Raw genomic sequence first — 22,345 nt, 5'->3', positions numbered from 1 at the left:
GCAGGAGTATGTTACCAACGCGACTTTTACCGCTATGCTACTTTATACTTACGTAATCTAGAGCGAGTGGTAGCAGCTAGAATGCTAATGCTATGAATGTATATCTCAGTCAAGTCCCTTCACGATATTACTGGGTGAGTTTGATAGATAAGATAGGGTTTTGAAAAGGGATAAGTAAGAAACGGAAAGGCTACGGCCTGCCGGAAGGAGGGCAGACCGAGAGCGCTTAACTATTGATATAGCCAGACCGCCAAAGCAAAAAAACTTGGAGCCAAAATAGAAGTTATGATCCCACATAAAACCAATGCGAGTGATGAGAACGCGGCATCTATGGGCTGTTTCTCTGCACAAGTAGCGGTGCCTAAGGCATGAGAGACTGTACCCATTGTCAGACCACGTGCAATCGGGTGTTTAATTCCAATCAAATTGTAAATTGGGTATGCCAAAATTGCGCCCAATAAACCGACAATCAGAACCAAGAGCGCTGCAACGGCGGCTTCACCACCAAGGTGACTCGATATTTCCATCGCTATTGGTGTCGTGACGGATTTACCCACTAGACTCGCGATTAAACTGATATCCGCTTTGAAAGCGACTGCGATCAAGGTGGTTGTCATCATCGACATCACACTGCCTACTGTGCAAGCGAAAGTGATGATTCGCCAGTTTGCTTTAATTTGCGGTAGTTGTTCATATAGTGGATAAGCCAGAGCAACTACAGCAGGTTGAAGCAAAAAGCTAATTCCTTCGTTATCCGCATAATACTTTTCAAATGGCACATTTAAGTAAGTAAGCAAAGGAATGAGCACTGCGATACTGATCAGCAAAGGGTTTGCTAGAGGATTGTTCACTTTGATTGCGATTTGGCGAGCGATAAGAAAAACCGCAATGGTAACAACTAACCACATATCAGTGTTTCTCCTGTAGCAAGTAATCCAGCAGCCAAGCGAGGCTGACCAATACAATGAGTGAACCGCCAACCGCGCTAGCGATGATAGGGAGCGCATTGGCGAGTAGTAAATCGAAATGCTGCATTAATCCGACGCTGATAGGAACGAACAATAAGATCATATAGCGTATAAATAGCGTGGCGCCCGGTTTGACCCAGTCGACTTTTACAAGCCCAAGAGTCATGGAGAAAAACAGTACGAGCATACCGATGACACTTCCTGGAACGGAAACGCCAGTGAACTTTTGAATGGTAATTCCGATGCCAAGTGCTCCCATGATGAGGAAGATTGAAATGAGCAGTTGGATCAGTTGTAAGAATCGTTCTTTAATCATTTTGACAGTATATAAACAACAAGCACACCATAAGGTGCGCTTGTATTAGGAGGAGTTAGGAAGCTAAGCTCTCTACATAACGGTACACGGATTTTAATATCGCAATCTTCTTTTCGTCACTTTCATGTTCGTGAACTAAGTTTTCTAAATTCAGCATGTACTCTTCAATTTGGCTTTCAAACACTTCTCGACAGTGTAGTGCCCAGCGTCTTTGTTCTTGCTCGTCTAATGTGCCTGGGAAGTTACGCGCACGATAGCGGAACAATAGAGGTTTAATGCGCTTGTCATCAAATTCAATGTCTAATGCAGCAAGATTATTCGGATCGGTTTCGCGAATGATATCCATAGCTGCGCGATCGGCTGGAGAAAAGAACCCGTCGTAAAGTTGTGTATCGACGTCATCACTTTTATCGAATTTGCGCTCGACTGAAAAGAGGCTAATCAGCTTTTCTCTAATTTCAGGATGTTGGCGCAACAAAGCGAGATTGGCGAGACATTGTTGGCGATCAATGCCAATAGACTCTGCATTTTCAGCCGTTAACGTTTTTGCAGGGGCGAGAATAGGGCATTTGTTCAAATGAACTAGTTTAACTGGCACTGGTAGCAATTCACCAAGATCTTCGCGCTTCGTGTAGAGTCTTTCGTGCAGCTCTTCTGCGGATAGCTCAAGAATAGGTTGAGGGTCTTTCGCTAAATCGATGGTGATAACGGCGTTATTATTGGTTGGATGCCAAGCAACAGGCACAATCCAGCTAGTGTACTGGCATTCGCGCCCTAGCATGCCTGAAACGTGCATCAACGGTGTCATGTTGACGATGTCGACTAAATCATTGAGCTTGCGCTTTTGGCGCATAGAAAAAAAGTAATCAAACAATTTTGGTTGCGCTGCTTTTACTTTCTTTGCCATTTCGATAGTCGCAACCACATCTGCCATGGCATCGTGCGCGTTACTATGTTCTATGCCGTTAGCCACGGACAAATGTTCTAATTTAAAGCTAGTGAAGCCATCTTCGTTTTCTGGCCATTCTACGCCTTCTGGGCGAAGGGCATGGCACGCGCGTAGTACATCGAGTAAATCCCAACGTGAGTTACCGTTTTGCCAACTCCATGCGTATGGATCGATAAAGTTGCGATAACAAGTATAACGGGTCACTTCGTCATCAAAGCGAATGCTGTTGTAGCCTAAACTGGTGGTATTTGGTCTCGCGAGTTCAGCGTGAATCTTAGCGATAAACTCTGGCTCAGAAAGGCCTTCTTGAACCGTTTTTTGCGGAGTAATACCAGTAATAAGTGCAGCTTCAGGAGACGGAAGATAATCAGCCGGTGGTTGACAGTACATGACTAAAGGCTCGCCGATGATATTAAAGTTTTCATCTGTACGAACACCAGCAAACTGGCTTGGGCGATCTTTCGCGGGGTTGGTTCCCCATGTCTCATAATCAAAGAAGAAAAAAGTGGGCTGATTATCTTGGTGCATTCTGCTTACCGTTTACAAAACCGATGACAGTATTAGACCATTCAACGCCTTGACTAGCAACGAAAGATGCAAGTTGAATTTTTGAAAATGAAAAAAGCCGATGGCGAACCATCGGCTTGATATTTTACGTTTTATCGCTTTGGAAGGAATTTGAGTTCTATGCTCGTGTTTCTTCCAATGTTGCTTCACTTCCTGGTGACTTCAGCACTCGGCTAGCAATTGTACCCGCAGTCATTGAACCTGAAACGTTTAGTGCGGTACGTGCCATGTCAATCAGTGGTTCAATAGAGATAAGCAGTGCCGCGATGGTTACAGGCAAGCCCATTGCAGGAAGAACAATCAAGGCTGCAAACGTCGCACCGCCGCCGACACCTGCAATACCAAATGAGCTGATGGTGATAATCGCAATCAATGACAGGATAAAGTGTAGATCAAGTGGGTTGATGCCCATTGTCGGAGCTACCATCACTGCAAGCATTGCAGGATAGATACCCGCACAGCCGTTTTGGCCGATAGTGGCACCAAACGATGCTGATAGGTTTGCAATCGCTGGTGGTACGTTAAGCTTCGTGATTTGCGCTTCTACGTTTAGTGGAATTGTTGCTGCTGAGCTACGAGATGTAAACGCGAAGGTCAGTACAGGCCAGATTTTCTTAAAGTATTCCGCAGGGCTAACGCCAACAAAAGAGACCAATACGCCATGAACAACAAACATCAGTGCGATAGCAACATAAGACGCCACAATAAAGCCAAGTAGGTTTAGGATGTCGCCTGCGCTTGATGTCGCTACCACTTTTGCCATCAGTGCTGCGATGCCGTATGGCGTTAGGGCCATGATCATCTTCACTAGTCGCATAACGATAGATTGAGCAGCTTCTACGAAAGTACGAATCGGTGATTCCAACTCTGCTTTTTCCATCATCACTTTACGAGCGGCGATACCAGTTAACACGCCGAAAATCACAACAGCGATAATTGATGTCGAGCGAGCACCTGTTAGATCAGCAAATGGGTTGGTTGGAATGAAGCTAACTAGCATTTGAGGAATAGTTAAGTCACTTACTGTACCGGCACGGCTTTCTAAAACGGCGATACGAGCGGTTTCACGCGCACCTTCAGTTAACCCTTCTGCTGACAGGCCAAATGTCGTTGTCACCAAAATACCGATAAGTGCAGCAATTGCAGTCGTTACAAGAAGAACAGAGATGGTCAGGCCAGAAATTTTACCTAAAGATCCACCTTTCTCCAACTTAACAACTGCAGAGATCATCGATACCAACACCAGTGGCATGATGACCATTTTCAGTAGACCAACGTAGCCACTGCCTACAATGCCTACCCATTCAAGTGTTTGAGCAATTGCGCTGTTGCCTTCACCGTGAATGAGTTGCAAAGCAAGACCAAAAAGAGAACCGGTAACAAGACCGATCAAAACGAGACGTGAAAGAGTATGTTTCTTTTGTTGCTGATTAAATAGAAAGAACAATATGCCAACAAAGACGGCTAGAGAGGCTATCACTGCAAAATTCATAATTTGACCTTATCAACCAACCGAAGTGGCGGTTGTTTTTTATACGGGGTTTTATACGGATGTATTTATGGAGCGTAAGATAACGCTCGTGATATAACTTTAAAAATGACAAACGGGTATTAGCTAGATCTAAAATGAATATAAAAACGAGATCTAAGTCGCGTGAGAGCGTGAATTAGCACGTTAATTGTACAAAATGGTTATTCGTAGTGATGCAGTAAGTTACGCATTTCTTTCCTTTGTAAGTAAACCACCGAGTCTTCTTGATAACTGAAAAGTTGATAAATCATCGCTTTGGCGACATCTTCTGCTCGAATCGGTAAAAAGTTGGACAGTTTGCCAAGCATGAATGGGCGAATTACCTTAAACAGAGTTTGTACTAACTTCTCGTCCATTCTTGGGCTTTGACGTTGACCAACAAGCGGGCCTGGGCGAACAAATACGATTTCCTCAAAATCCATAGCTTCGATTCGTTGTTCCATTTGTCCTTTACAAGCTAAGTAATGGGATGGCGATTTACTATTTGCACCGAGGCTAGAAACAACCGCAAGGCGTTTAACTCCGATTGTTTTCATCTGCTGGGCGACTTTACACACCAGATCAACATCTACTCTACGCAAATTATCCTTACTGCCTGCTTGCTTAAGGGTCGTGCCTAAACAGATAAAGCCGATGGTTGGTGTTGGTTGGTTCTCATCCCATTGGTGGATAGAAAGGTCTGCATCAATGAGAGGAATAAGCTTGTTTTCCACATCTAGGACGCCATCGAGTGGGCGGCGAGAAAGATAATATAGGGTTCCAACACCTGATTGATTTATGAGGTTTGCAATGACTTTTGAGCCTACTAAGCCAGTTGCACCGGCGATGATTGCGCAGGTGTTGTTATCCATATCTTTTCTCCTATATGGGAACATAGTCTAAGCTATTGTAGCGGATTTCAACGAGTTACTTATAATCTCGTGCAAGAAAGGTGAGACGCTCTGCGAACTCGGCAGACTATCCTGAGATAAAATTGATTAGCGCTGCCCCAATTGGATGCAAGTGTATACAATAGTGGGCGCGCAAAAACTGTCGCTGAACAAGACCTCTTGAACAACAGAACACCTCTCACCCAGACAACATCAAAGGAACGTAAAAAATGGATGGCTCTTTTGCTGCGGAGATACAAGCACGCATAGATAACAAAACCAAACCCGTCGGTTCTTTAGGCTTATTGGAAAAGGTTGCACTGCAGTTAGCTCTTATTCAAAGTCAGAATAAACCTCAGCCAGTTGATTCCATCGCTATCTGCAAACCAAGCATGCTGGTATTTGCTGGAGATCACGGCGTTGCAGAGGAGGGCGTGAGCATTGCGCCAAGCGAAGTCACTCAGCAAATGGTGGCTAACTTTCTCGCTGGCGGCGCAGCCATCAACTGTTTTTGCGATATTAATGGCATTCAACTCAAAGTAATAGATTGCGGCATGTTGGCTCCTATTGATGTGCTTGTTCCAGAATTTAAATCCCATCCCAACTTGGTTGAACAACGGTTGGGTAACGGTACGGCTAATTTTTCTAAACAATCCGCGATGTCCCCAGAACAAGTGGCGCTAGGTTTAGAATATGGTGCGAAGATTGCTGAGCAAACCATTTTGCATGGTTCAAACCTCTTGATGTTCGGTGAGATGGGCATCGGTAATACCAGTTCGGCCTCAGCACTGTTATCGGCGCTGAGCTCATTAGATATTGATTATTGTGTTGGCGTTGGCACTGGAATCAATCAACAGCAGTTGAGCCGCAAATATAAACTGGTAGCACAGGGGGTAAACCGATGTCGAGGTCTTGATACTAAAGCGATTCTTGCACAGGTTGGAGGTTTTGAAATCGTACAAATGGTGGGCGCTTTTTTAGAAGCCAAGCGGCTTAAAACTCCAGTTTTAGTGGATGGGTTTATCGTATCGGTAGCGGCTTATATTGCGACGTTGCTAGATGAAGAAACGCGTGAATACATGTTGTTTGCCCATCGCTCTGAAGAAAATGGACATAAATTTGTATTGGAACATCTTAAAGCAGAACCTCTGCTCGACCTTGGTTTACGGCTAGGGGAGGGAACAGGAGCCGCTCTTGCCTTACCCTTGTTAAAAGCTGCCGCTCAGTTTTACAACAAAATGGCGAGCTTCGAGAGTGCAGGAGTTACAGTATAGTGTCAGTCCCTGATAATTCTGAGAAAGTCACGCCGTCATCGTTAAGATACCAGTGGGAGTTATTTCTATTAGCTACCAGTTTTTTTAGCCGCTTACCCGTGCCCCAAGCGTTGCCTTACAGTGAAGGACGCATGAATCAGGCAGGCCGTTACTTTGCGTTAGTTGGTCTCGTGCTTGGAGCACTTTGCGCTTTGGTATTCTCGCTCACCTCAATTTTTTTCCCAGAGTCGGTTGCCATAGTATTAACGATGGTGTTTAGCTTATTGTTAACTGGGGCTTTTCACGAAGACGGCTTGACCGATATGGCGGATGGCATTGGCGGTGGCATGACCGTAGAGCGACGCCTCTCTATTATGAAAGACAGTCGTATTGGCACTTATGGTGCCGCCACTCTCATTATGGCGTTATTGGCTAAGTATGTTTTTTGGAGTGAACTGGCTAACTTGCCGCACTTTTGGTTGGTCATTGTCGTCGCTTACACCGCAAGCCGAGCACTAGCAGCGACGCTTATTTATGACATGCCTTATGTCAGTGACAGTGATACGTCGAAAAGTAAACCGCTAGCAAGTCGCCAGTCTTCTCTAGAAGTCTCCATTTTGTTGTTTACTGGTGGCGTAACATTGCTTGTGCTTGGTATCGCGGATGCGATCTTGATATCGCTTGTTCTCGTGGTATTTCGTTTGATGTTCAAACGTTGGTTAACCAAGAGAATTGGCGGCTTTTCGGGGGATTGCCTTGGCGCAGCGCAACAGTTGTCGGAACTGCTTATTTATCTCACTATGATTGGGTTGTATCACTCCTCATGAAGCAATTGATAATCGGTGGCGCGCGCTCTGGGAAGTCGCATTTGGCAGAAAAAACAGCTAAGCAATTATCGGTCGCTTCTCATCGATCATTACACTATGTTGCAACCGCGCTGCCATTTGACCAAGAAATGCGAGAGCGAATAGCGCATCATCAAAAGCAACGCGGGGGCGAGTGGCAAGAGCATGAATGCCACCTTCATTTATCTGAGTTACTGACAAATTTCGCTACCACCGATGTTGTATTGGTCGATTGTTTAACCTTGTGGCTCAACAATTGGATATTTGAGTTAGGTGATGAATGTTCCAATGAGAAGCTAGAAGCAGAAATTGAAAAGCTTATACAGGTGGTGCGTGGCTCAGATGCGACGTTAATATTCGTCTCTAACGAGGTTGGAATGGGCATTGTACCTTTGGGGGCGGTTAGTCGTTATTTTGTGGATAATGCAGGACGGATGAATCAAAAACTAGCCAGTGTTTGCCATCGCGTTACCTTTGTTGCTGCTGGTTTGCCGTTGGTTCTTAAAGAGTAGGATGGAACAAAATGAAAACACTCAATATCTATCTTGTGCGTCATGGAAAAGTAGACGCTCCACCAGGACTCCATGGCCAAACAGATGTAAAAGTTACGCCTGCTGATCAAGAGAGTATTGCTAGGGCTTGGGCCGAGAGTGGACGAGGTGTGGGTGGAATAATTTCTTCTCCGCTTTCACGCTGTCAAGAACTGGCAAACATCATTGCTGAACAGCAATTATTACCAGTAATGACGGATGAGTCTTTACAAGAGATGGCATTTGGTGATTTTGATGGTATGCCTTTTGATATGCTCACTGAGCAGTGGAAAAAGCTAGATGCTTTTTGGCAATCGCCAGCACAACATACGTTGCCGAATGCTGAGAGCTTAAGCACATTTTCTGAGCGCATATGTCGCGTTTGGTCTCAAATCATCAACGATATCAATGACAATCTACTTATCGTCACGCATGGTGGCGTCATTCGTATGATTCTTGCTCATGTATTGGAGTTAGATTGGCGTAACCCAAAGTGGTATTCGACGTTGTCGATAGGAAACGCTTCTGTCACGCATATAACAATTACTATAGATGAGCAAATTTACGCCTCGGTGCGTTCGATTGGCGTACCTCTTTTAACTCGTTAATTTATAAATATTAAAATGCCCAGAACGATATTGCTTACGGGCATAGTCACGGAAGATGTCAGTGGAAGCCCATCTGCTAGGTGCAGGAAGCGAAAATTGACTCAGTTACATAAAAAGGAAATATAGAAATGACAACGCCGAGTTGGGATTTGTCCATCGTTTATAACGACCTTTCTGACCCACGAATTCAAGACGATATTGCTCTTGTGGAACAATGTATTGATCTTTTGAATAAACAATCAGTAGATTGTGGCAACGTAGAGATCATGCAAAATGCGATTTTGACCAATGAAGCTGCGAGTCGTTTAGCGGGTACAGTTGCAAATTTTGCGAGTTGTTATGCTTCTGTTGATGCAACAAACGCCGAAGCGAAATCGTTACTTGGTAAAATGACCCGCATCTTTTCGGAGCTTTCCCAAGCGTTCAGTCCCTTTGATTTGACATTAACTCATGCCGACGAAGAGTTTATCTTGCGCGTGTTAGACCATGAAAATCCTGATATCAGTGGGCAAGCTTTTTCTATCTTGAATTCTAGAAAGTTGGCGGATACTCGTCTTAGCAACGCAGAAGAACAGTTACTGGCTGCGATGAGTGTGGATGGCAAATCGGCTTGGGGTAACCTATACGATAACCTGACTGGCTCATTGAAAGTGAAGCTTGAGTACACAGATGGTAATAGTGAAGAGCTTGGATTTTCTCAAGCGGCAAGCATTCTTTATGGTTCTGAATTCGAGCGTCAAGAAGCCGCGTGGCGTGGCGTACAAGATGCAATGCAAACGCACCAAGAATCATTCGCTGCGATTTTGAATGCGTTAGCAGGATGGCGCTTAACTGAAAACAAAAAGCGTTCTACGAAGCGTGAAGTTCACTTCCTAGAGCCGAGTTTGCATGGTAGCCGAATCCAAGCTGAAACTTTAAATGCGATGATGACAGTAGCCAAAGACAGTCGAACTATTGGTCAGAAAGCAGGTTTATTGATGGCGCAAGTACATGGTCTGGATGAGATGAAGCCTTGGAATCATCTGGCGGCTATGCCTGCTTTGAGCGGTGAAGCGAAGGTTTACGACTTTGATGAAGCGATTGATGTTATTTGTGAAGCATTTGAAACAGTAAACCCTGAGATGTCGGAGTTTGTCCGTTTGATGGTACAAAATGGTTGGATTGATGCCGCGCCAAATGCTAACAAGCGTCTTGGCGCATACTGCACCAAACTGCCAGCAACGCGAACACCACTTGTGTTTATGACTTGGAGTGGCAGCCGTTCAGACCTTATGACTCTGGCACATGAACTTGGCCATGCGTTCCATAACTGGGTTATTCGTGATTTGCCACTTTGCCAAACTTACTACCCAATGACGTTAGCAGAAACCGCCTCTATCTTTGCAGAAAACATCGTTCGTGATCATTTGATTTCGAAAGCGGAGAGCGTTGATGAAAAGCTCGAAATGTTGTGGGAAGAGTTGTCATCTGCGCTAGCTTTAATGATCAACATTCCGGTTCGCTACGAGTTTGAAAAATCGTTCTATGAACGCCGCCAGGATGGAGAGTTAACCGCAGATGAATTCTGTGAGTTGATGTCAGAAACTTGGAAAGAATGGTATGGCGACGTAATGAGCGAACCGGATCCGTACTTCTGGGCAAGCAAGCTGCACTTTTCTATTGATAGCGTGAGCTTTTATAACTACCCATACCTATTTGGTTTCTTGTTTAGCAAGGGTATCTATGCACAGCGAGAAACCAAAGGCGAAGCGTTTTACACCGATTACATCAATTTGCTGCGCGATACAGGCTGCATGATGGCGGAAGATGTCGTCGAAAAGCATCTGTCGATGGATTTAACCCAGCCAACGTTTTGGCAGCAGAGTGTTGAGCTAGTGCGTGAAAAAGTCGATGAGTTTGAGCGTTTGCTCGCACAGCGCGGCTAAGTTTTTCGCAGTGTTGATGCGTAATCTGCTTTATAGCTACAAAAATTTGATCAAATCATAATGATCTTAATCAGGGCTGTGGTAAAGTTCACAGCCCTAACACTTTGTAATTGTTTGAAAATTAAACGCCTCAATGCTTGATTTGAGTGCCTGGCGCGAAAAGGCATCGGATTTTCGAGGGAAATAGTGATTTCTACTCATAAGTGAGATCGCAGCAACAAAAATCCTTTGTACAATTTATTAACATATCCGCCGTGCTATTAAGGAGTAACGCATGACGAAGTCTCTCTTTCGCCAATCGTTTTTAACTGACACGTTAGATGTTCATATTGATGTTGCACCAGCGGAGCAGGTGCTTTCTAACGGTGTAAAACTTAAACTCTATCAGCGTGGTGTATTAGAAGTAATCCCTGCGAATTATACTCAGGATACGAAGAACATCATCATCTCTTGTGGGGTTCACGGAAATGAAACCGCACCTATGGAGCTGGTGGATTCCATTATTCAAGACATAGAATCTGGGTTCCAGACGGTCGATACCCGTTGTCTGTTCATTATCGCTCACCCAGAATCCACTCTGGCGCACACGCGATTCCTCGAAGAAAATCTCAACCGTCTGTTTGACGAAAAAGAACACAAACAGACAAAAGAGCTTGTTATCGCCGATACGCTTAAGCTGCTTGTTCGAGATTTTTATCAGGATACCGACCCGACAACACGCTGGCACCTTGATTTACACTGCGCGATTAGAGGCTCGAAGCACTATACGTTTGCAGTAAGTCCTAAGACTCGTCATCCTGTGCGCAGCAAGGCATTGATCGATTTCTTGGACAGTGCACACATTGAAGCAGTGCTCCTGTCAAACTCACCATCGAGCACGTTTAGCTGGTACAGTGCCGAGAATTTTGGTGCGCAGGCTCTCACAATGGAGCTTGGCCGTGTGGCTCGTATCGGTGAAAATGACCTCGATAAACTGACCGCGTTTGATTTGTCTTTACGTAATTTGATTGCGGAAACGAAGCCAGAACACTTACCAAAACCATGCATTAAGTATCGCGTAAGTCGCACAATCGTTCGTTTGAACGAAGACTTTGACTTTATGTTCGACGACAATGTTGAAAACTTCACCTCATTTGTTCACGGCGAAGTGTTTGGTCATGATGGCGACAAACCATTAATGGCGAAGAATGAAAACGAAGCGATTGTCTTCCCGAACCGCCACGTCGCAATAGGTCAACGTGCAGCTCTGATGGTTTGTGAAGTGAAAACCCGTTTTGAAGAGGGTGAGTTGGTTTACGATTAATCCAACATTGCTTTGAGAAGTTAATTGCAATTTACCGAGGCTTAACTGTAAGGTTAAGCCTCGTTTGTTTTTATCGGCCGCTATGGATTTTCAACAACTTATCCTGAACAAGGAACGACGCTGGCAACGTAACCTGATGGTTATGTCGATCGTGCTCGCTGTACTCTCTGCCATTCACTTGATGGTCGGAGAAATTTTCTTTTCTCCTTTTCAATCCTTATCTGCATTTGAACAGAAGTTATTGCTGGACTTGCGTTTACCGAGGTTAGTGTCTGCGGCAATTATTGGTGCTGCGTTAGCGGTATCTGGCGCGACGTTACAAGTGTTGCTTGGGAACGTGTTGGCTGAACCTGGCGTGCTTGGTATATCTGGTGGTGCAAGCTTAGCAATGGTCTTAATCATGTTCGCGTCACCTGTTCTTCCTACCCCGATTGTTTTTATGTTGGCAGCGATTGCCGGCTCGATGGTATTCACGTTTGTTTTGGTGGCGATAGCAAGGGCAATGCACCTGACGACCGCTCGATTGCTTTTGGTTGGGGTTGCATTGGGTATTTTATCGAGCGCGATTGTGACGTGGGCATTTTACTTTAGTGATGATCTAAGTTTACGCCAACTGATGTATTGGTTAATGGGCAGTATTGGCGGTGCAAGTTGGTATCAACATACCGTTACTTTAGTGATGTTACCGGTGCTTATCTGGTTATGTTGTAAAGGCAAGTCGCTTGATAAATTGATGCTAGGTGAGATTCATGCGACCCAATTGGGTGTCGATGTGCATCAAATGCGTTGGAAATTGATCCTCGCCATTTCTGTTTTGGTGGGTAGCTCAGTCGCTTTGGGTGGCATCATCAGTTTTGTTGGTTTGGTGGTGCCGCACTTGTTGCGTTTGGCTTTTGGTACGGAAAACCGTTATTTATTGCCACTTTCTGCAATATCTGGTGCTGCGTTGCTTGTATTTGCTGACATCGGCGCAAGACTGTTATTGGACTCCGCAGAGTTACCTCTAGGTGTCATGACAACATCGATTGGCGCACCTATTTTCATCTGGATGCTGGTGAAGAGTCATGATGCACGTTAAACATATGTCGGTTGGTAGTCGATTATTGCCTCTTTCTTTTGAATGCAAAGCTGGCGAAATCGTACATATCGTTGGGCCTAATGGTTCCGGTAAGAGTACTTTATTGGCTGCGATATCTGGTACGTTAAGTCACCGAGACGGTATGAGTGGTGAAGTGTACGTTGGCAACAAAAACTTGCTTACTTTACCGTTGTCAGAGCAAGCTCATGTTCGAGGTTATTTGTGTCAGCAATCGCGCCCAGCGTTTAATGTTGATGTGTTTCAGTATCTCGCTTTATCTCTGCCAAGTGGTGCTGAGATTGCGGATATCAAAGTGCGTGATGCCGTCAATATGGTGGTGGAGCTGGTACAACTGCAAGATAAGCTTCATCGCAGTATTCAAACATTATCCGGTGGTGAGTGGCAGCGTGTCCGATTAGCAGGTGTATGTTTGCAGGTGTGGCGTACCATTAATCCTTTTTCGCAGTTTTTAATTTTGGATGAGCCAGCAGCACCGTTAGATATTGCGCAAGAGGGTCTGCTCTATCAATTGATTAACGCTATGGCGGCGCAGGGAATTGGAGTATTAGTTGCTAATCACGATCTCAATCGCACATTAAAGCACGCAGATAAAGTATTGCTGCTTAACAACGGTGTGCTGCACTCATCAGGAAATGCCGATACTGTGCTAACGGAAGAAGCTCTCGGGGAAGTGTTCAATACTCAAGTCAAAAAGGTCATCGTAGATGAGCAACCTTATTTAATCTTTGATTAGTATTTAGGGACAATAAAAAAACGACCTACTTGAGGTCGTTTTTTTTAATCGAGATAGCCAAACTCAACGCTTATTGAGTTAACGGTTTTAGATCTGCTGGGCGGTAGTAAACAGATTTGAGTACTTTGCCTTTACGAATGGTTTTACCTTCCGATACGAAATCTTCGGCGCATTTCGCGATGATGTATTCACCTTTCTGCACCGCCATCAACTTGATGCCTTGTTCTGCGTAGAATGCTTCTGTTTCTGAGTACTCTTGCTCGTTACGGCATACTTTGCTCATGTTGCTTGAATGTACTTCATCCCAGCAAGGAATAAACTCGATACCACGGTTTACCGCAACGTTTAATAGAAGATCAATTAAGTAGCTGATCGCCAGATTGTCTTCTACTTTGCTGTGGCCAAGATGAACGAGACGGCCCATTAATACATACACGCTGTCTACGATGGCATCTGCTTGCTCAGTTTTACAATCTGCTTCTGCTAGCTCTGTTAGCTCTTCGATCGCCAAAGAGGTGTGTAGTGTGTCTGCTTGCGTATCAAGGCTTGCAGCGTCTGCGACTGGTAAGTCGAACGTACTACGGAACTCGGTGATATCACGGTATAAGTGATCAAAAATCTCTTGGGTTAGCTTTGACAGTTGCATTCTAATTTCCATTGAATCGATTGAAGCGGCAATGATACCAAACCGCACTTTGAACCCCAAGGGCATTGCATCTAACTGGTGATAAATCTGCCTTTGGGGAATGGTGGGGCTTAACGAAATAGGTAAGGGAACAGCTTTTTACGTTCTTCCTCTGAAAGGGCGGAAACACGAGCGATGTTCGTATCGGGAATGGATTCAGGATCAGGATAGTGTTTTAGTACCTTTTCCATACTCTCTTCGCGAATCAAATGGAAGATCGGGTAAGGAGAACGATTGGTTAGGTTTTCGTCGTCTTCAGGCCTTGCGCCGCCAAAACAGTAATCAGGATGGAAAGTCGCTACTTGGAAAACACCTTCCCAGTTTTGCTGCTTAATTAATCCTTCAACCCAATCTATGCAAAAGTTGTAGTCCCAGAAATCTTGTAGCATGGCGGGAACCACAACCAACGTGGTCTCAAGTTGTTCGGGTTCTGTGTTACTCAGCTCAATCAGCTGCAATAAAATATCTTCTAGAAGCGCTTCTTCTTGAGTCGCTTCACTAACAAAGATTTTGATTTGTTTATTACGTTGCGGCTTGGCAGCAAACGGACAAAGGTTGAGACCGATTACTACATCGTTGAGCCATTGATCGACCTGTTGAGTGATCGCTTCGATATCTGTGTTTTGTGTTGAACGCGTTGACATACGACTTTCTGGTTTTTATTAAAGTAGCGCAAGCATAGCAGAGTTGGTTATCCAAGTAACCAGAGAGGTATTACGCAAATGAGCGTACCTTAGCTACTCTTTAAACTCGCAGCGTCAGGTGTTTGGTCAGTATGCTTTCTTTCGGCAATGTGTTTCAAATACGCAATTGCAGCAAACATCGCTAGGTAGACTGCGCTTCCTCCCATAAGAACACTCGACCAACCACCATGTTGCCAACAATAAAGAAGTAAGAATCCTCCTAAGCTACCGCCTACGTAGTAGTGTACTAAGTAGAGCGCTGTCGCGGTGGCTTTGGCGCGAGTGGCGTTCTGACCGACCCAACCGTAGGCGAGGGTATGAGTAAAGAAGGCACCAAAACTTATCAGCAACAACCCAAATAGCATTGCAGTCAAGCTTTCAACCGCCGCAATCCACATCCCCGTCATGCTCACTATCGCGCCTAAGAACATACCGCGGATTGATGAATAACGTTTACTCCAGTGGCCTGCGCAACGAGAGGAGAAAGTCCCTCCCAAGTAACAAATAAAGATCAGTGAGGCCAACCCGACGGGCACATTGTGAGGTTCACTCACCAGACGGAAACCCATTACGGAATAAAGGTTGACGAACAAAGCAAAGTTGAGTCCTCCTATCAGCATCGCAAACCACACGCGTTGGTTTTTAAAATGACCAATAAGCGCACGATTTTGATGGCGTAAGCTGCTTGATGACGGGGTGAAGTTGCGCTGTGTTGGCAATAAATAGTGAACGCCAATGACACCAAGAAGAGTGAACACCATCATAACTTCAATGGCGACATCAACACTGAAATTGTCCGCCAATAAGCCGCCGCTAATACGCCCTGCAATGCCGCCTAATGAGTTAGCCGCAATGTACGTTCCAATTGCCATCGAGAAGGCGTGCTTGTCGAGCTCTTCTGCCATGTAAGCCACGGCGACCGCAGCAAAAGCGGCGAGCGCGACACCGATCAGTGCTCGACATACCACCAAAAACAGAAATGAGTCACCAAACAGCATCAAAGCGGAAAGGGTAGGAATCGAAAACAGACCAGCCATCATGACTGGCTTTCGTCCCACTGATTCTGACAACACAGCCATCGGGACGAGGCTAAAAGAGAGAGCGAGTGTTGAGGCCGCAAATAACCAGTTCACTTGCGTTTCTGAGATCGTGAAAATTTGAGCAAAAGTGGGCAGCATTGGCTGTAGTAGGTATAAATTTGAAAAAACCAAGAAGGAACCAAGCGCTAGCGAGAGCGTAATGCGTTTGTATTCCGGTGTGCCAAAACTGACCATGAATCCTGCCTAATGTGAGCAAATGGAGAGACTGTGATCAATCTATCAGTTCGTTATAAATTAAAAAAATATATTAAAAATATGGACACCATATATTTTTGATCTAATGGAATCGAAACAACTTAAACATTTTCTGGCGGTCGCTGAACATGGAAATATTACCCATGCGGCGAAAGCCCTGCATATTGCCCAGCCCGCATTAAGCATTTCTATCAAAAAGTTTGAGCAGTCTTTGGGTGTTACCCTATTTCGCCGTGATGATAAAAAAATCAGCTTAACGAAAGAGGGCGAAACGCTACTTGTACATGCCAAGCGGGTGATTCAACAGTTGCACGACGCGCAGCTCGCGATTGATGAGTTGAAAGGTTTAGCGAAAGGCGAAGTAAGGCTCGGAACGCCATCAATGATGGGCAGTTATTTCTTTCCACGAATTGTGATGGCGTTTAAAAGCCAGTTCCCGGAGTTAAAATTGACCTTGGTCGAAGCTGGGACTCAATCGATTCGTCGTATGCTGCTCAATGGTCAACTCGATATCGGTGTGATCAGTTGTGATAACGTGCCTGATGACCTAGAAACTGACCATTTGTTTACTAGCCAAATGGTAGCAGTTGTTTCACCTGAGCATGAGTTAGCCCAGCGACACGCTCTTACTTTTGATGAGTTCTTTGAACACGATTTGGTTATGTTTCAGCATGGCTATTTTCACCGCGAATTTTTGGATCAGGTGAGTGAGGAGCATGGGTTTACCATGAAGTCATCATTCGAGACCAACTTACTGCCTTTGATTTTGAGTATTGTAAAACAAGAGTTTGCGATTACCGCGTTACTGGAATTGGTGACTCAACATGAGTCAGGCGTTGTTGGCGTGCCGTTTGAACCACCAGTGACGCTGGATCTGGCACTTGCTTGGCGCAAGCAGGGGTATTTATCAATAGCAGATCGAACGTTTATCGACTTTATCAAGCGCTACGTTTAAACGCAGCGCAGATTCATCGTCCGAGCACTAGTCGCCTTTGTACATCTTCTCGAAGTTCTTTGGGTTCCAGCCAATCATTACCCGATCACCAATTTTTAAAACTGGCACTGAACGAGCACCAAGCGCATCAAGTTCTTTGCGACCGCGTTGCATCTTAGCATTGCACAAACGATAGTTAATATTTTTCGAATCCAGATAACGTTGAGCATCTTTGCAGTGAGGGCATTTGTCTTTGACGTAAAGGACGACACGTTTCATTGAGTTTCTCTCCATTATCATTGGGAGGCGAAGTTTAACGGCCTTTCACAATAAATGAAAGGCGAAAGCTAAGGTGAAACTGTCCTTTATCTCAGGTATATTGAGCGCCTTTATTTTGTCATAACAGACGTTAATTCTATGCATCCGTCACTTCGATACATTCAAGGCTACCCACAAAACATCGTAGAGCAGGTGAGCTCGTTGATAGCGAGTGGCAAGTTTGTTCCTTGGTTCGAGAAGCGTTATCCCGACAGGCACCAAATCAAAAGCGAAAGGGCACTCTATGAGTACGCCATGGCAATCAAAAACCGCTACATGAAGAAAGCCGCGCCAATCAGTAAAGTCGTCTACGATAAGAAAATTCACGCGGTAAACAACGCGCTTGGTTTGCACAGTGTAATCAGTAGAAACCATGGCGGTAAGCTGAAGTCGAAAAACGAGATTCGCATTGCCAATGTATTTAAGGATGCGCCCGAGCCACTATTAAGAATGCTGGTGGTACATGAGTTGGCGCATACTCGTGAGAAAAACCACGACAAGGCGTTCTATCAGCTATGTTGCTATATGGAGCCTGAGTATCACCAACTCGAATTTGATGCTCGTTTGTTTATGATTTACCTCGATTTAAAAGCGAATTTGAATGAAGAACAATAATCACAACGCGAAGCAAGCAAAGCCAAAGACTTCAAAGGCGGCTCAGAATAAAGACGCGAATAAAGCCAAGCCGAAGCGTGTTAAAGACAAAGTTGCGCGCAAATCCTCGCAGCCTGCAGGAAAGAGCGAAGTCGAGTTCATAAAAATAGCGAAGAATGGTTTGCATGAGCGTAATGTTCATCGAGGTCGTTACGATTTTAAAAAACTCGTGGAAAGTGAACCACAGTTAAAGCCATTCGTTATCAAAAATCCGAAAGGGGAAGACTCCATAAACTTCTCTGATCCTAACGCTGTTAAAATTCTCAATAAAGCATTGCTTGCTGCGTATTATGGTATCGAGTTCTGGGGCATTCCCGACACCTACCTTTGCCCACCGATTCCGGGCCGCGCTGATTACATTCACCGAGTGGCAGAACTTCTTGATGGTGAAGTAAAAGGTCAGTACGCGCACCAAAAAGTGAAAGCGTTGGACATTGGCGTGGGAGCAAACTGTATTTATCCGATTGTTGGTGTAACAAAATACGGTTGGCACTATACGGGCAGCGATGTCGATCCAAAATCCATCCAATCGGCTCAAACGATCGTAGAGCACAATCGTGTTTTGAAGGGAAAAATTGCACTGGTACAGCAATACAATGATGCCAATATTTATCGAGGTATCATTCAACCGAATGATCGTTATGATGTGACGACATGTAATCCGCCATTCCACCGTTCGGCGGAAGATGCCGCTATGGGCAGCCAGCGTAAAATCGATAATCTAAAAGCAAACCAGCGCAAGAAAGGGCTAAAACCTCAAACCGCACCAGTAAAGACAAGTAAGCCTGCGTTGAATTTTGGCGGTCAAAACGCTGAATTGTGGTGTGAAGGCGGAGAAGCGGCGTTTATCCGAAAAATGGCGAATGAAAGCCAAGCTTTTGCCGCACAGGTCTTGTGGTTTACAACACTTATATCCAAAAAAGACAACGTTCGCCCGATGCGCAAGCAGCTTGAAAAATTGGGTGTGAAAGCCATTCGTGTGGTTGAAATGAGTCAAGGGCAGAAAGTGAGCCGCTTTGTAGCTTGGTCATACATGGATAAGCAACAGCGCAAAGCATGGATTGAACTAAAGTAACGTTGACCGTTTCACACTGAACAATAAAGTAGGAAGCCCGCTGATATCAGCGGGCTTCTATTTTGGGAGATCTAAAACTTAATGATGGGCTCACAATCTAGTGAACTGAGAGAGACAAAAGTATCTGTTTTGGCATAGTACAAGCCACAGGTTTCACCTCTTATCTGCAACGTATATTGGTCTGGAAGATCCGTATAGCTGCCATCCAACAGTTGATTGTTGTTCCCTTTTACTCGTCCTTTTTCAATCAACAAATGCGGTGAGGATTCAAATACGTTATTTGCGACTCTAGGTGCTGGTGTCCCTTGGATTTCTGCGATCGCGTTTTGAATCTCTATGACTGTTTCCGGAGAGTTCTTTTTACTCAATGCTTCAACGGGTTCTTGTGACATAGCTTGGCATCCTATCAAAGAAATCGAAGTGCCTAAGAAAAGCGCAACCCGAATCAGCATTCGTAAAAAGTTAGTTGATCTCAACATGAATTGCCTCTGTTCGTAGCGGAGAGCGAAGATCGCTTAACTCCGGAGATGAAATGTTACGCGGCATGGCGTTGAAACTTGAAGGGGATACTGGCGGACAGGTTCCAGTTTCCATGTAGTTTAGTGCCGCAGAAAGCATACCTTCAGACGGATCGCCCAATGGTTTTGTTAGGTCGTCATTGACCCAGCAACCTTCCACTCTATTGTTTAAGCCTAGCTCGGTATTGATTTGGCTCTTTGGAGTAGGAATAAAACCATCAGCGAAGTCGCCAAATTTTTTCTCGTTCGCCGACTTGAACTGAATAGTGTAGTACATAGTGCCGCAGTTTTGTTCTGGTGAGAACCCATACGGTTTACCTGTGGTTGTTGAACCTATTTGGATAACCTCCACATCAATGCCGCGCAAAGCGTTGATTAACAGTTCACTTGAGGAAGCCGTGCCTCCTGAAGTCAGCACATATACGCGCTTTTTGTTCAGTGTCGGAAGCACTTGATCCGAATATTTCTGTGCTGCCCAGTCTATTGCTAGATTTGTAAAGCGATAGATGTTATCCCCATCTTTAATGGTACGCATCACTTTGTCATTGTGAATCAACTCACTGAAGACTCGGTTCTGACCAGCACCGCTTAGCATGTAGCCTACTTGCGAGGACTGAAGGACTAAGCCACCGCCGTTGTAACGTAAATCAACGACGATCTCGTCAACATTCTCTGCTGAGAGCGTACTGAACGCCTCAATAAGCGGGGCTTGAGCGCTTGGTTCAAAGGAGTTGTATTGCAGATAGCCGATCCGCATACCATTGTGTGTAATCACTTTGGCATTTTTAACTGGAGAGGTCATGACATCAGAGGCGGTAAGCGTCACGGTTTTCTCTAGACCGTCAACACTCTCAAATGTGAAGGTGTAATCTTGATTGATGTCAGGGTTAAAGAGCGTTTTGTTAATAAAATCAATGTCGGACTGACTACCGGTGTTAACCACATCAATATTATTGATTTTCAGAAGCTTATCACCACGAGCAATGCCGCTTCTATCAGCTGGCGAGGCTTCTTCAGTGTAGGAAATACGAACGTCTCGAGGTTGTACGCCACGTAGGAATGCCCAGTTAAAACCAAATCCAGCAACTAAACCGGATTGCGATGATTTCATATCATCTTCATAAGGGACGGTAAAATGGAAGCGATCTTTTGGTTTACCCGTCGCGGTAGTAGCAGAGGTGACCAGCGTATTGAAGTAATCAGTAACAGTTTTGTAGTTTGCTGGATTATTATCAGGAACCTCGTCATACCATAGATACGTTTCGTTAGTAAAAGCTCTTAAAAAGAGTTTTTCGTGTAATGCAGAGCCCAATTTATCTGGATAGGCGGCATAGTTGTCATATGGGTCCAGTCCGACGCGGGGCGTTTCACATTGGTTGATAAACGTTTTCGACGGTTGGCTAAAATCACCGGCTTTCCATGTTGGACCGTTTGCACTGCTAGTGGACTGAGTAGGTGATGAACCATCACCGCCGCCACCGCCACAGCCTTGTAATAATACGAGAGTGACTGCCGTTGCTAAAGAATACTTAAATTTCACTTTTCTATGTCCTTATAAATAATAGAATTATAATTATGTGTTTTGCTTTTGTTTTTATTAGCTAGGTGAATGTATTAATTTAATTTGTTCGTCTGCAAATTTATAGTTAAATAGTGTGAGGTAAATAACGTAAAAAAGTTGTCTTTTATACTTAAGCTAAATTAGTCATTACTTAAGTTTTCTGTCTATTTCAAAAGAGCTAACAAGACAATTAATAAGTGTGAAATTAAGACAAGTTCTTAGTTGACTAAGCGATGCTTGCTAAATAAAAATCAGAATTAGATTCAGGAAACGCTTTGAATCAATAGTTTGGTAGGAGTATATGATGTTATCTGGGATTTGTTTGATTTATTTGTCTGATGCTTTAACTTAATTTAGTGAGTTGAGCGACGTGCTTTAATAGGCTTCCGTCAATGTTAGGTAAATCATCAGCGAAAAATATCTGAGCACCGGGAGTGCAGCGCATTAATATATTTGTTAGTTCACCTTCATTGTTGGAAGTGTTAACTGCGTTAAGTTTCGCTAATTTATTACAAAGCTCGTTCTCTATTTGCACTTTCTGCTCTTCGGTGAGCCTAATACGACCTATACATACGCCTGGGTTGATATCATGAGAAAGCGAATCTTGTTGAAATCGCTCTTTGAATAAGGTGTCTAATGCCGTACCTTCTTCCATAATAAATCGACGACCAGAACGGTAAAACAAGCCGTCTCCGAAGTTTTCGACATATCCTAGAATTTCCGCGATACGCAAATAGAATCGTAAGCTTGTATCAGAAAGTCCGTAAGTTTGGGCTATCTCTTGCGGTTTAATATCACGAGAAGTCAGCATATAAATAAAATCAAGTAAATAAGGATGCTCAACGAAAAGGGCGCTCTCTTCATCTGTTAGCATTTGCTCGTTTTGGTGCTGAAGCTCGTTGGCTAAGGTTGCGAGTTCGATGAGATCGGTATTCAGGTAGTTCAGATAAATAAGTACTTTATCCAAACCTAAAGCTGGATTATGTAGGTGGCGTTTAATACTAGATAAAGGGATGCCACTTTTCTCTGACAAGGAATTGTAGCAAAGCCCTTCTTCTTTAATCTTTTGTCGTAGCGCTGCAAGTAAAAACTTTGGTCCAACATTCATCCTTGAATATCACCTTAT

General features: G+C 44.4%; 23 protein-coding genes. 11 read left to right on the top strand and 12 right to left on the bottom strand.

What is annotated here, in order from left to right:
• Positions 1-230 precede the first annotated feature (230 nt).
• The 5 genes from R7Q46_RS05270 to R7Q46_RS05250 all read right to left on the bottom strand — a co-directional run bounded on the left by R7Q46_RS05270 (position 231) and on the right by R7Q46_RS05250 (position 5,182).
• Positions 231-908, bottom strand: coding sequence for an LrgB family protein (locus tag R7Q46_RS05270; protein ID WP_318077361.1), 678 nt, complete (start codon positions 906-908; stop codon positions 231-233).
• A gap of 1 nt (position 909) precedes the next feature.
• A complete protein-coding gene (locus tag R7Q46_RS05265) occupies positions 910-1,284 on the bottom strand; it encodes a CidA/LrgA family protein (RefSeq protein ID WP_005377887.1) in 375 nt (124 codons plus the stop codon).
• Positions 1,285-1,339: 55 nt separating this feature from the next.
• Positions 1,340-2,761: an exodeoxyribonuclease I gene (gene sbcB, locus R7Q46_RS05260; protein WP_167415153.1), complete on the bottom strand. Its 1,422-nt coding sequence runs from the start codon at positions 2,759-2,761 to the stop codon at positions 1,340-1,342.
• A 157-nt stretch (positions 2,762-2,918) separates the two neighbouring features.
• Entirely contained in the window at positions 2,919-4,292 is a 1,374-nt protein-coding gene (locus R7Q46_RS05255) for an L-cystine transporter (RefSeq protein WP_169628426.1), read from the bottom strand.
• A gap of 200 nt (positions 4,293-4,492) precedes the next feature.
• The gene (locus tag R7Q46_RS05250; RefSeq protein WP_213871592.1) at positions 4,493-5,182 is read right to left on the bottom strand and encodes an NAD(P)H-binding protein; all 690 of its coding nucleotides are present in this window, start codon (positions 5,180-5,182) and stop codon (positions 4,493-4,495) included.
• 248 nt (positions 5,183-5,430) lie between these two features.
• On the opposite strand from R7Q46_RS05250, the gene cobT reads away from it, so the two are divergent.
• From cobT to btuD, 8 genes are all read left to right on the top strand, one after another.
• On the top strand, positions 5,431-6,474 hold the full coding sequence (cobT, locus tag R7Q46_RS05245) for a nicotinate-nucleotide--dimethylbenzimidazole phosphoribosyltransferase (protein ID WP_213871593.1): 1,044 nt from the start codon (positions 5,431-5,433) through the stop codon (positions 6,472-6,474).
• Complete coding sequence (locus tag R7Q46_RS05240) at positions 6,474-7,280, top strand: adenosylcobinamide-GDP ribazoletransferase (RefSeq protein WP_213871594.1); 807 nt, start codon at positions 6,474-6,476, stop codon at positions 7,278-7,280. The genes cobT and R7Q46_RS05240 overlap by 1 nt, the downstream gene beginning before the upstream one ends.
• On the top strand, positions 7,277-7,810 hold the full coding sequence (gene cobU, locus R7Q46_RS05235) for a bifunctional adenosylcobinamide kinase/adenosylcobinamide-phosphate guanylyltransferase (protein ID WP_213871595.1): 534 nt from the start codon (positions 7,277-7,279) through the stop codon (positions 7,808-7,810). The genes R7Q46_RS05240 and cobU overlap by 4 nt, the downstream gene beginning before the upstream one ends.
• Positions 7,811-7,821: 11 nt before the next feature.
• Positions 7,822-8,436 carry an alpha-ribazole phosphatase gene (gene cobC / locus R7Q46_RS05230; protein WP_053306936.1) on the top strand — a complete coding sequence of 205 codons (615 nt, stop codon included), beginning with the start codon at positions 7,822-7,824 and terminating at the stop codon, positions 8,434-8,436.
• 128 nt (positions 8,437-8,564) lie between these two features.
• Entirely contained in the window at positions 8,565-10,361 is a 1,797-nt protein-coding gene (locus R7Q46_RS05225; RefSeq protein ID WP_213871596.1) for a M3 family oligoendopeptidase, read from the top strand.
• 274 nt (positions 10,362-10,635) lie between these two features.
• Positions 10,636-11,664, top strand: a complete 1,029-nt coding sequence (locus tag R7Q46_RS05220) for a succinylglutamate desuccinylase (protein WP_318077360.1) — start codon at positions 10,636-10,638, stop codon at positions 11,662-11,664.
• An 82-nt stretch (positions 11,665-11,746) separates the two neighbouring features.
• A complete protein-coding gene (btuC, locus tag R7Q46_RS05215; RefSeq protein ID WP_005389797.1) occupies positions 11,747-12,742 on the top strand; it encodes a vitamin B12 ABC transporter permease BtuC in 996 nt (331 codons plus the stop codon).
• Positions 12,729-13,496 (top strand): vitamin B12 ABC transporter ATP-binding protein BtuD, encoded by a 768-nt coding sequence (btuD, locus tag R7Q46_RS05210; protein ID WP_080960060.1) that lies wholly within the window; start codon positions 12,729-12,731, stop codon positions 13,494-13,496. The genes btuC and btuD overlap by 14 nt, the downstream gene beginning before the upstream one ends.
• A 70-nt stretch (positions 13,497-13,566) precedes the next feature.
• Here btuD and R7Q46_RS05205 read toward each other — a convergent pair whose 3' ends face one another.
• The 3 genes from R7Q46_RS05205 to R7Q46_RS05195 all read right to left on the bottom strand — a co-directional run bounded on the left by R7Q46_RS05205 (position 13,567) and on the right by R7Q46_RS05195 (position 16,138).
• The gene (locus R7Q46_RS05205; protein ID WP_005377875.1) at positions 13,567-14,142 is read right to left on the bottom strand and encodes a nucleoside triphosphate pyrophosphohydrolase family protein; all 576 of its coding nucleotides are present in this window, start codon (positions 14,140-14,142) and stop codon (positions 13,567-13,569) included.
• Positions 14,143-14,252: 110 nt separating this feature from the next.
• Positions 14,253-14,825, bottom strand: a complete 573-nt coding sequence (locus R7Q46_RS05200; protein ID WP_213866585.1) for a DUF1415 domain-containing protein — start codon at positions 14,823-14,825, stop codon at positions 14,253-14,255.
• A gap of 89 nt (positions 14,826-14,914) precedes the next feature.
• Complete coding sequence (locus R7Q46_RS05195) at positions 14,915-16,138, bottom strand: MFS transporter (protein WP_213866584.1); 1,224 nt, start codon at positions 16,136-16,138, stop codon at positions 14,915-14,917.
• A gap of 106 nt (positions 16,139-16,244) precedes the next feature.
• Between R7Q46_RS05195 and R7Q46_RS05190 the strand changes: the two genes are divergently transcribed.
• Positions 16,245-17,114 carry a LysR family transcriptional regulator gene (locus R7Q46_RS05190; protein WP_137281907.1) on the top strand — a complete coding sequence of 290 codons (870 nt, stop codon included), beginning with the start codon at positions 16,245-16,247 and terminating at the stop codon, positions 17,112-17,114.
• A 27-nt stretch (positions 17,115-17,141) separates the two neighbouring features.
• Here the strand turns inward: R7Q46_RS05190 and R7Q46_RS05185 are convergent, their stop codons facing one another.
• Entirely contained in the window at positions 17,142-17,372 is a 231-nt protein-coding gene (locus R7Q46_RS05185) for a glutaredoxin family protein (protein WP_005377871.1), read from the bottom strand.
• 138 nt (positions 17,373-17,510) lie between these two features.
• On the opposite strand from R7Q46_RS05185, the gene R7Q46_RS05180 reads away from it, so the two are divergent.
• Both R7Q46_RS05180 and rlmF read left to right on the top strand, forming a co-directional pair.
• Complete coding sequence (locus R7Q46_RS05180) at positions 17,511-18,026, top strand: M48 family metallopeptidase (protein WP_005377870.1); 516 nt, start codon at positions 17,511-17,513, stop codon at positions 18,024-18,026.
• Positions 18,013-19,140, top strand: coding sequence for a 23S rRNA (adenine(1618)-N(6))-methyltransferase RlmF (rlmF, locus tag R7Q46_RS05175; protein ID WP_115385898.1), 1,128 nt, complete (start codon positions 18,013-18,015; stop codon positions 19,138-19,140). The genes R7Q46_RS05180 and rlmF overlap by 14 nt, the downstream gene beginning before the upstream one ends.
• Positions 19,141-19,211: 71 nt before the next feature.
• On the opposite strand, the gene R7Q46_RS05170 is transcribed toward rlmF, so the two are convergent.
• The 3 genes from R7Q46_RS05170 to R7Q46_RS05160 all read right to left on the bottom strand — a co-directional run bounded on the left by R7Q46_RS05170 (position 19,212) and on the right by R7Q46_RS05160 (position 22,327).
• Entirely contained in the window at positions 19,212-19,532 is a 321-nt protein-coding gene (locus R7Q46_RS05170) for a hypothetical protein (RefSeq protein ID WP_137281910.1), read from the bottom strand.
• Positions 19,533-19,602: 70 nt separating this feature from the next.
• Positions 19,603-21,198, bottom strand: a complete 1,596-nt coding sequence (locus R7Q46_RS05165) for a S41 family peptidase (RefSeq protein ID WP_318077359.1) — start codon at positions 21,196-21,198, stop codon at positions 19,603-19,605.
• A 364-nt stretch (positions 21,199-21,562) separates the two neighbouring features.
• Positions 21,563-22,327 (bottom strand): transcriptional regulator, encoded by a 765-nt coding sequence (locus tag R7Q46_RS05160; RefSeq protein ID WP_167415160.1) that lies wholly within the window; start codon positions 22,325-22,327, stop codon positions 21,563-21,565.
• Positions 22,328-22,345 lie beyond the last annotated feature (18 nt).

The sequence above is a fragment of the Vibrio sp. 811 genome, assembly GCF_033339195.1.
This window is presented reverse-complemented; position numbering and strand designations above follow the sequence as displayed.